The organism is Bacillus sp. 007/AIA-02/001, from assembly GCF_004634455.1.
GTDB lineage: Bacteria > Bacillota > Bacilli > Bacillales > Bacillaceae_G > Bacillus_A > Bacillus_A cereus.
The window spans coordinates 77,251-84,599 of the sequence record NZ_SEIY01000019.1 but is presented as its reverse complement, the minus strand read 5'-3'; the positions used below and the strand labels follow the sequence as shown (position 1 = coordinate 84,599).

Sequence of the window (7,349 nt, the reverse complement as noted above, 5' to 3'; positions counted from 1 at the left end):
AAGAATTAAAACAAAACTAAAAGGATTGTCCCCTGTGCAATACAGAGTTCAATCCTTAGTAGCTGCTTAATATATTTGTCTAATTTTTTGGGTTCAGTTCAATCTAAATGGACTTTTTCACCCATATAATCCTATCTATAGTTAAACGAATAAGATTAAATAAATTTAATTTTTCTTATTTTATCTAATAAACTGTTTAGGCATTTCTTTAACGTGCTTATCGTCATCACGCCAATCATAGGTTTCTTTCTGTGAAACATCTAAAGTTTGATCTCCAATTCTAACAATATTCTTATTTACCCATTCAATATATGGATCTGTATCTGGATAGTTCCAATATATATTTTTCTCTGAATCTGTATCAAGGTTAACTAATTCACCCCTAACAGCATCCGCACTTAATGATCCTGCATTATGAAAATAAGTCTTGATGAGATATTTTCCATCTGGAGATTTCACTGTTCGAATTAATTCCCCTTTTGGAACACCTTGCAAACTAAAAAGTTTCCAATATCCAAATCCAATTATAATTACTAACATAGTAAGTATAGTTAGTAATACTTTTCTTTTCGTTTTTTTAATTTCACCTTTTGTATTTATAATACTCATTCAACTCCATTCCACAGAACGCATACCATATTATACCATTAAGTAAATGGTATAATATATCAAAAATAAAAATCCTCCCGTAATAGTATTATAAAAAGGGCATGTGATGGTCTCCCTATTTATAAAGTGAAACTTTAATCACCCTCACCAATCTGGCTGCCCGTTAATGCGGGATAATCATGAAAATTCCCCTTTAAGAAAAATATAAAAAATCAGACAGTATACTTGAATTGCTCTTCGCAAGAGAATATACTAATAAAGCAGGCTATGACGTTCCTTCCTTCTAACTTCTTTGGCGAAATAGGGATGTTACTTTCCTGCTAAACACATAGGCTATGACAATTCTTCCTTCTTTGTAGAAATTTCAAATTGTTTTAGAGTTGTCAATTCCCTATGAAAAATAATTAGACTATAAAACCTCTTTCTTCTTTAGGATTGAATAAACTTTAGTTTATCAACCATTGATGTAGAGGTTTTCTTTTCTTAATTAACAAATTACCACTTAACAACTAAATGTTATACCCCTAATTTTTCACTAAAAAATAGCTATGTACCCTCTGTGCATTTTTCTACAATTAGTGTGTTTATACATATAAAAATAAAAATCTACCACTGAAAGGAGGACAGTCAGACTATTCCCCTCTTTTATAAGGCGTGAATAGCTGGCGTTCTCATGAAAAATTCTATTTACATAAGAAGAAGTTTGAAAGTAATTATAAAAAGAGAAGAAAATAAACTACCGAACATTTATTTAGCCACTGTTTTAAAAAACTTGGAAAGTTTAGGATTTACTTTTTCCGAGCCTTTAATAGAAGAGTTGCAAACCCTTTCGGTTGATGCATTCACATCGTTTTACAAAGAGTTGGTAAAACATTTAAAAGAAATGGTTGGAGCACATATTCAGTTTACTCCTATGTATCCAAACTTTCCGCAACAAATGATGGATTTAAGTGACGCTGATTTATACATTAATGCCATTATTCATTATGTGACGTTGCGCCTACCTGTATCAAAAGTAGAAGAACGACTCCCTCTTTTAGATAGAGTTGATTTGAAAGTTATTGACTTAGGAAGTGAAGAAGATTTCAATCAAATGATTTCTCAATTGATTAGTGCAAACAGCTCTATTTCCTCAACTGATAAGACGGATGTAGAATGGGCTATTACACACACTGAAGATGTTTCCTGTTTTCTACCTAATGTAATTCCTCATAAGGAAAATATGTCTTTTATAATTGGGGTTTTATTAATAAACAGAAAAATATCAGCCGATGCTGCTGCAAAGTATTTTAAAACAGCAACTGATGTTCTTCGCCTTGCAGTTGCTTTATCTGAAGGCGATGTGAGTTTAGCATCCTCCGTCCGATTCAAGAAGTTTAACCGAGCAGAAAGACGCTTCCTTTTAGGTTTGTTAGAGCAATGCGGAAACATTACCGAAGATATGCTTCGATACAAAAAACGTTGGATTCGTTTAGGTGAAATTCTTCATCCAGCAGAATATCATACTCGTTTCCCAAAAACCCACCGAGCATTTGAGATTCTTCGCAACAACATTAAAGTTGAAACATTTAATGGGAAAATAGAAGCAGCTTTGTTGAATCGTGATATCATGACAGCGAAAAATCTTTTAAAAACTCGCCCAGGGGAATTTGCCAGACGCTTGGATCATTTAATCCGTTTATGTAGTGATAAGTCAACAGATGTTTTCAATATTCTCGAAGATTTTCTAAGTATAATAGGAAACGTTTCTACTCCTGTATTACTTCAACTCACGGCTCATTTTAAGCATCGAAATGATAAAAATGAATTTCGTACCTTTTTTCCAAAGGGAAATGTAGCAAAAGCTATAGGTATTGAAAATACACTTCCATTTATCTCAGAGGATATTTGTTTAATGATTGTAAAAATGTGTGAAGATACTTTAAAAAATCGCTTCGCAGAACTTCCAAGTCTCGGAAAAGTATTTTTGGATGAACAGTTAAAAAATCACTTAGTTCCCTTCTCTCAACGTTCAGCCAGCAAAGCGCTTCGCACATTATCTCGAGGAAGTAAAGTAGATTTGCCAGAAGGAGATACGATTCGTTTTTTCCTATGGTGGAAAGAAGGCTATGTGAATGGACAACATACAGGACGTGTTGACATTGATTTATCTGCTGCAATGTACGACGAAGATTGGCAATACAAAGAACATGTATCCTTCACGAACTTACGTTCAAAAAATTTCAAAGCCTACCATAGCGGAGATATTACTTCTGCACCAAAGGGGGCATCTGAATTCATTGATTTCGATATTCCGTCTGTGCTGAAATATGGTGCACGCTATGTAGTAATGACTTTGCTTTCTTACACAGACCAACCGTATAAAGATTTACCAGAATGCTTTACTGGTTGGATGGTTCGTCAATATCCTGGTTCAGGTGAAATATTTGAACCTTCTACTGTTCAAGATAAAGTGGATATTACTGCCGACACCCAAATCTCTATTCCAGTTATTTTAGACTTAAAGGAACGAAAATTGATTTGGACAGATTTGTCTCTTACGAGAGATCTAACTTATGATAATACCATCGAGGCTAATCAAAAAGGTATGATACTAGTTGGGAAGGCTTTAACTAATTTAGTTAAACCGAATTTATATGACTTGTTCCGATTACATATTGAAGCTAGAGGTGAACTCGTTCAAGACATCGAAGAAGCAGAAAGCATTTTTTCTTTGGATAAAGGGATTACTCCTTTCGATATTGAAAAAATAATATCTGATTTTATAGCTGACTCAAAAGGCTAACTACATTACAAACATTGATAATGCGTGGAAAATATCGATGTATAATGTCTATGTGAAACAGGACCTGATAGATGCATATCAGGTCCTGTTTTTTATTTAGTAGATACTAAATAGTCCGGTTAATCACCATTCATCTAAATACACTATACTAATAAAGTGAAATTTATTCGAAAGAAGTTCATTAGTTAATATGTATCTAATTAAGAAACAGTCATATACCAGCCCAAACATCTTTTCCATATCGCCCTTCATCTTGCACACGATCCAACCAATTTCTTGCTTCTTGTTCACTGACTTCATGAATTTCTTGATATGCTTGACAAAGGGTATCTTCTACATCCGGAGCCATTTTACTTCCATCACCACATATATAAAGATGAGCTCCATTATCTAATAACGAAATTAAATTGATTCTATCTTGTTTTATTAAATGCTGTACATATGTTTTTGGATGTCCCTCTAGACGAGAAAAAGCTGTGTGTAAAGAGATTAATCCATCTCTTTCATCATTTTCTAGTTCTGTACGATAAAGATAATCTTTTTCAGGATGACGACAACCAAAATATAGATGTGCTTCTCCTAAGTTAATACCTTTTTGCTTTTGAACACGACGCGCTTGCAAGAATCCACGGAATGGTGCAATTCCAGTACCTGGCCCAACCATAATAATTGGTGTTTCTGGATCTTTAGGTAATTCAAAGTTTGATTGTGGCGTTCGAATGAAACAGATAATCTCATCTTTATTATGACGCTGAGCTAAGTAATTAGAAGCGACTCCTTCATATGTCCCTTCCCCACTCCATGCAGGCGCATTAACAACACCGACCGTAATGCTCAGACGATTCTGTGCAACGAGTGGAGAGCTTGAAATAGAATAGTAACGCGGTTTGAGCGCAGGAAGAAGTTCTAAAAAGCGTTCAAATCGGATTTCACAAGCCTCATACTTTTCAAGAAGGTCCAACATTGAAATCCGTTTCTTTAGTATTTGTTCATGGTAAACTCCTTCTTCTAATAATGCTTCCAATTCTTTTTTATGAGGAGGACATGCTGTGAATGTTACCATTTCTCGTATTTGTGCTCGAGTGGCTGCTTCTTGAACTTCAACACTATAACTAAGAAGGTCCAATAAACTAACAGGACTGTCTAAAGGTATGTGATTTATACTTCGTCCACTTGCACTCAGTATAACTTGATCCTTCCCATTTAATCCAAAGCGTCTTAAAATTCGGTTGATATTTTTCTCGCTATTAACTGGCAGCACTCCAAGGTGGTCTCCTTCTTTATATGTAGCGCCTTCTGGCAAGGATACCTCGATATGTCGTGTACTTCTATCACTGCTGGATGATTGGAGTTCACGATTTTCTAGTATAGACGCATAAACTGCTTCATATGTTCGTGCAAGAGGAGATCCTCCAAGACGACTGACAAATTGCAGACTCAAAGTACTGCGCTCTTTTTCCATATTTTTGTTGAGCTCCAATCCAAATGCCTTCATCGCATCAGACCACATGCTTTGTTTCCATTGCTCGAGCTGTTCCTCGAAATCACCACTTGCATCTGCTTCTCCGCGTTTAGAAAATCTTGTTGCTCCTTTTTGAGCCATCTGCTCATCAATGTATCTTGGAATCCGTTGATAGGTACTAGCCCAATTATGATCTCCACAACCAAAAACTGCGTATTGAACCCCTTTTAGCTCATCTGTTTTTAGTTCCTCCAACCATTGCACAAACTGCCCTGCATTACTTGGTGGTTTTCCATTATAAGAAGAAGTCACAATAAGTACCGCTCCTTCTTTTGGCAAACTTCCAATTCGATCGTTAAGAGCTACCACTTCCGTTTGAACTCCTTCTAAACTAGCTGTATCTGCTAATTCTCTTGCAATACCTTCTGCTACCCCTGTATCCGAGCCATACAGAACAAGAAGTGAAAGATTATCGGCCCCAATAATAGAAGGTGTCTTCTGAACGTGCTGCTTAATTTCATCGTTTTTCAGCTTGTCCTCTGTAGGTGCAAGAGCAGTAGGATGGCTAATAGTTTGTTTTCGGGGTAGAATCCTAATCTTAAAATCACCGGGCTTTAGCGTTAATGTTTGTTTTACATCCAGCTGATAGTTTTGATAATCGATTAATTCAAAATGTTGAAGAAGCATTCCCATTACAAGAGTGGCTTCATGAAGTGCAAATTGCATACCGATACATGCTCTCTGGCCATTTCCAAATGGCTTATAAGCATGATGAGGAACCTTATCCAGCTCTTCAAATCGTTCAGGTTGGAATTCTTCCACATTGTCTCCCCATGCATCTTTATCCCTATGTAGCTGTGGAATAAGAACAGAAATACGATCTTCTCCTTTCTTAATTGGGTATTTCCCGCCAATCACTGTATCTTCTTTTGCATAGAGACTGAATGCTGGAGCGGTAGGCCATAGACGCAGTGATTCATTTAAAATCATCCGTATATACTTCAGTTTCATAACTTGTTGGTATGTTGGAGTAGGATCTGTCAAAACACGGTCTACTTCTTCATAGGCTTTTTTCAATTTATCCGGATTCTTTAATAAAAAGTAAATTGCAAAAGATAACAATCCACTTGTTGTCTCATGCCCAGCTATTAAAAAAGTGATAATTTGGAAACGAATGTTTTCATCATCTAATTTTTCACCAGTTTCCGGATCTGACACATTTAACATACGGGAAAGTAAATCATTTTCTTCCTGATCTCCACTACTTTTACGTTCAGCAATAATATTATCTACTAAAGAAAACATAGATTGGATATCATGCTGAAATTGACGTTTCGTTCTCCACATAAGTTTGTCTTCTATATCCAACCGCTGCAATTGGTGCATCGCCTCATCTAGAGCACGGGTCATGCTAGTAATAAAAGGATGAGGTGTCTCACGATAAAAGCTATTGAATCGGTAATTAAAACCACATAGACCAATTGTATCTAACGTAAGACGAGTCATATCCTCCGGAACATCTACGTTTTCATTCGGATTAAGCCGTGCCCATTTTTGAACGAGTTGTACAGCAATATCGACCATCATGGCATGGTAATCTTTCATTGCCCGTTGGCTAAATGTAGGCATCAAAATATTATGGGCTTTTTTCCAGTTAGGCTCGTGAGTCTCGCTAGTAAATAATCCGTCCCCAGCAAAGGCGCGAACTTTTGCTAAAGCACCCTCTATACTTTTATCGAACCGTGTTTCGTCACAGACTTCTGCTACCAGTTCATGTCCGGAAACGACAATTATGGTATCACTTAAAGTTTGAATTTGAAAAATGGGACCATACTCTTCCGCTATCTTGATAAAGGATAGGGTCGGTTTATCTTTATCGATTAATGGGAGATTACCCAGCGGTCCATATGTTTTCGGCTGAGGAATGGCAGATACTTTTTTTTCCATTTAAAACACCCTTTCAAAAAAGCATGAAATAACATATCCCATTTAATAAAGAGGAAATAGCAACTAATCGCCTGGGATAAAGATATGTAATTGATTACCTTATTTTATCTTTTCCCTAACTATTCATGATTATGATATTACGTATAAGCTTGGCAATTAGATTTATAACTTGTAGAAAAATACTAAATTAAAATGAAGCGAATAAATATAGTTGGAGCCTTTTAATGTTGGTGTTAAAAGATAATCTAAACTTGTAATGTTTATGAGAAATTGCAAACGGATCTCATCTCTTGTATTTGTTTATAAAAACGATTATTTTGATTCATTTTCTTCTAAAACACCCCAAAAATAGAGAAGTTGACGAGCTTAAGATTGTAGTATTCGAAAAATCAGTAGTTTAGTTAAACCAATACGATAAGCAAGTATACCGTGTTACTAATGAAAGAGGACCTGATATGAACATCAGGTCCTCTTTTACTATATAATTATTTCCCTGCTTCTTTTAGTTCTTTTCCAGCTTTAAATACCGGCGCCTTAGCAGCAAAA

Annotated in this window: 3 protein-coding genes; 1 reads left to right on the top strand and 2 read right to left on the bottom strand. The window is 35.7% G+C overall.

Going from position 1 to position 7,349, the window contains the following annotated elements:
- Positions 1 to 180: 180 nt before the first annotated feature.
- Entirely contained in the window at positions 181 to 609 is a 429-nt protein-coding gene (locus ES895_RS25100; RefSeq protein ID WP_000022542.1) for a DUF5412 domain-containing protein, read from the bottom strand.
- A gap of 673 nt (positions 610 to 1,282) precedes the next feature.
- On the opposite strand from ES895_RS25100, the gene ES895_RS25095 reads away from it, so the two are divergent.
- Positions 1,283 to 3,394, top strand: a complete 2,112-nt coding sequence (locus ES895_RS25095) for a TerD family protein (RefSeq protein ID WP_000798027.1) — start codon at positions 1,283 to 1,285, stop codon at positions 3,392 to 3,394.
- Between the two features lie 211 nt (positions 3,395 to 3,605).
- On the opposite strand, the gene cypD is transcribed toward ES895_RS25095, so the two are convergent.
- Positions 3,606 to 6,803 carry a bifunctional P-450/NADPH--P450 reductase gene (gene cypD / locus ES895_RS25090; RefSeq protein WP_000412773.1) on the bottom strand — a complete coding sequence of 1,066 codons (3,198 nt, stop codon included), beginning with the start codon at positions 6,801 to 6,803 and terminating at the stop codon, positions 3,606 to 3,608.
- Between the last annotated feature and the right edge of the window lie 546 nt (positions 6,804 to 7,349).

What these genes read in the sequence shown, in the direction of transcription:
- ES895_RS25095 (WP_000798027.1), top strand. Translation starts at nt 1,283, where the DNA reads ATGAAAAATTCTATTTACATAAGAAGAAGTTTGAAAGTAATTATAAAA.
- ES895_RS25100 (WP_000022542.1), bottom strand. Translation starts at nt 609, where the DNA reads ATGAGTATTATAAATACAAAAGGTGAAATTAAAAAAACGAAAAGAAAA.
- cypD (WP_000412773.1), bottom strand. Translation starts at nt 6,803, where the DNA reads ATGGAAAAAAAAGTATCTGCCATTCCTCAGCCGAAAACATATGGACCG.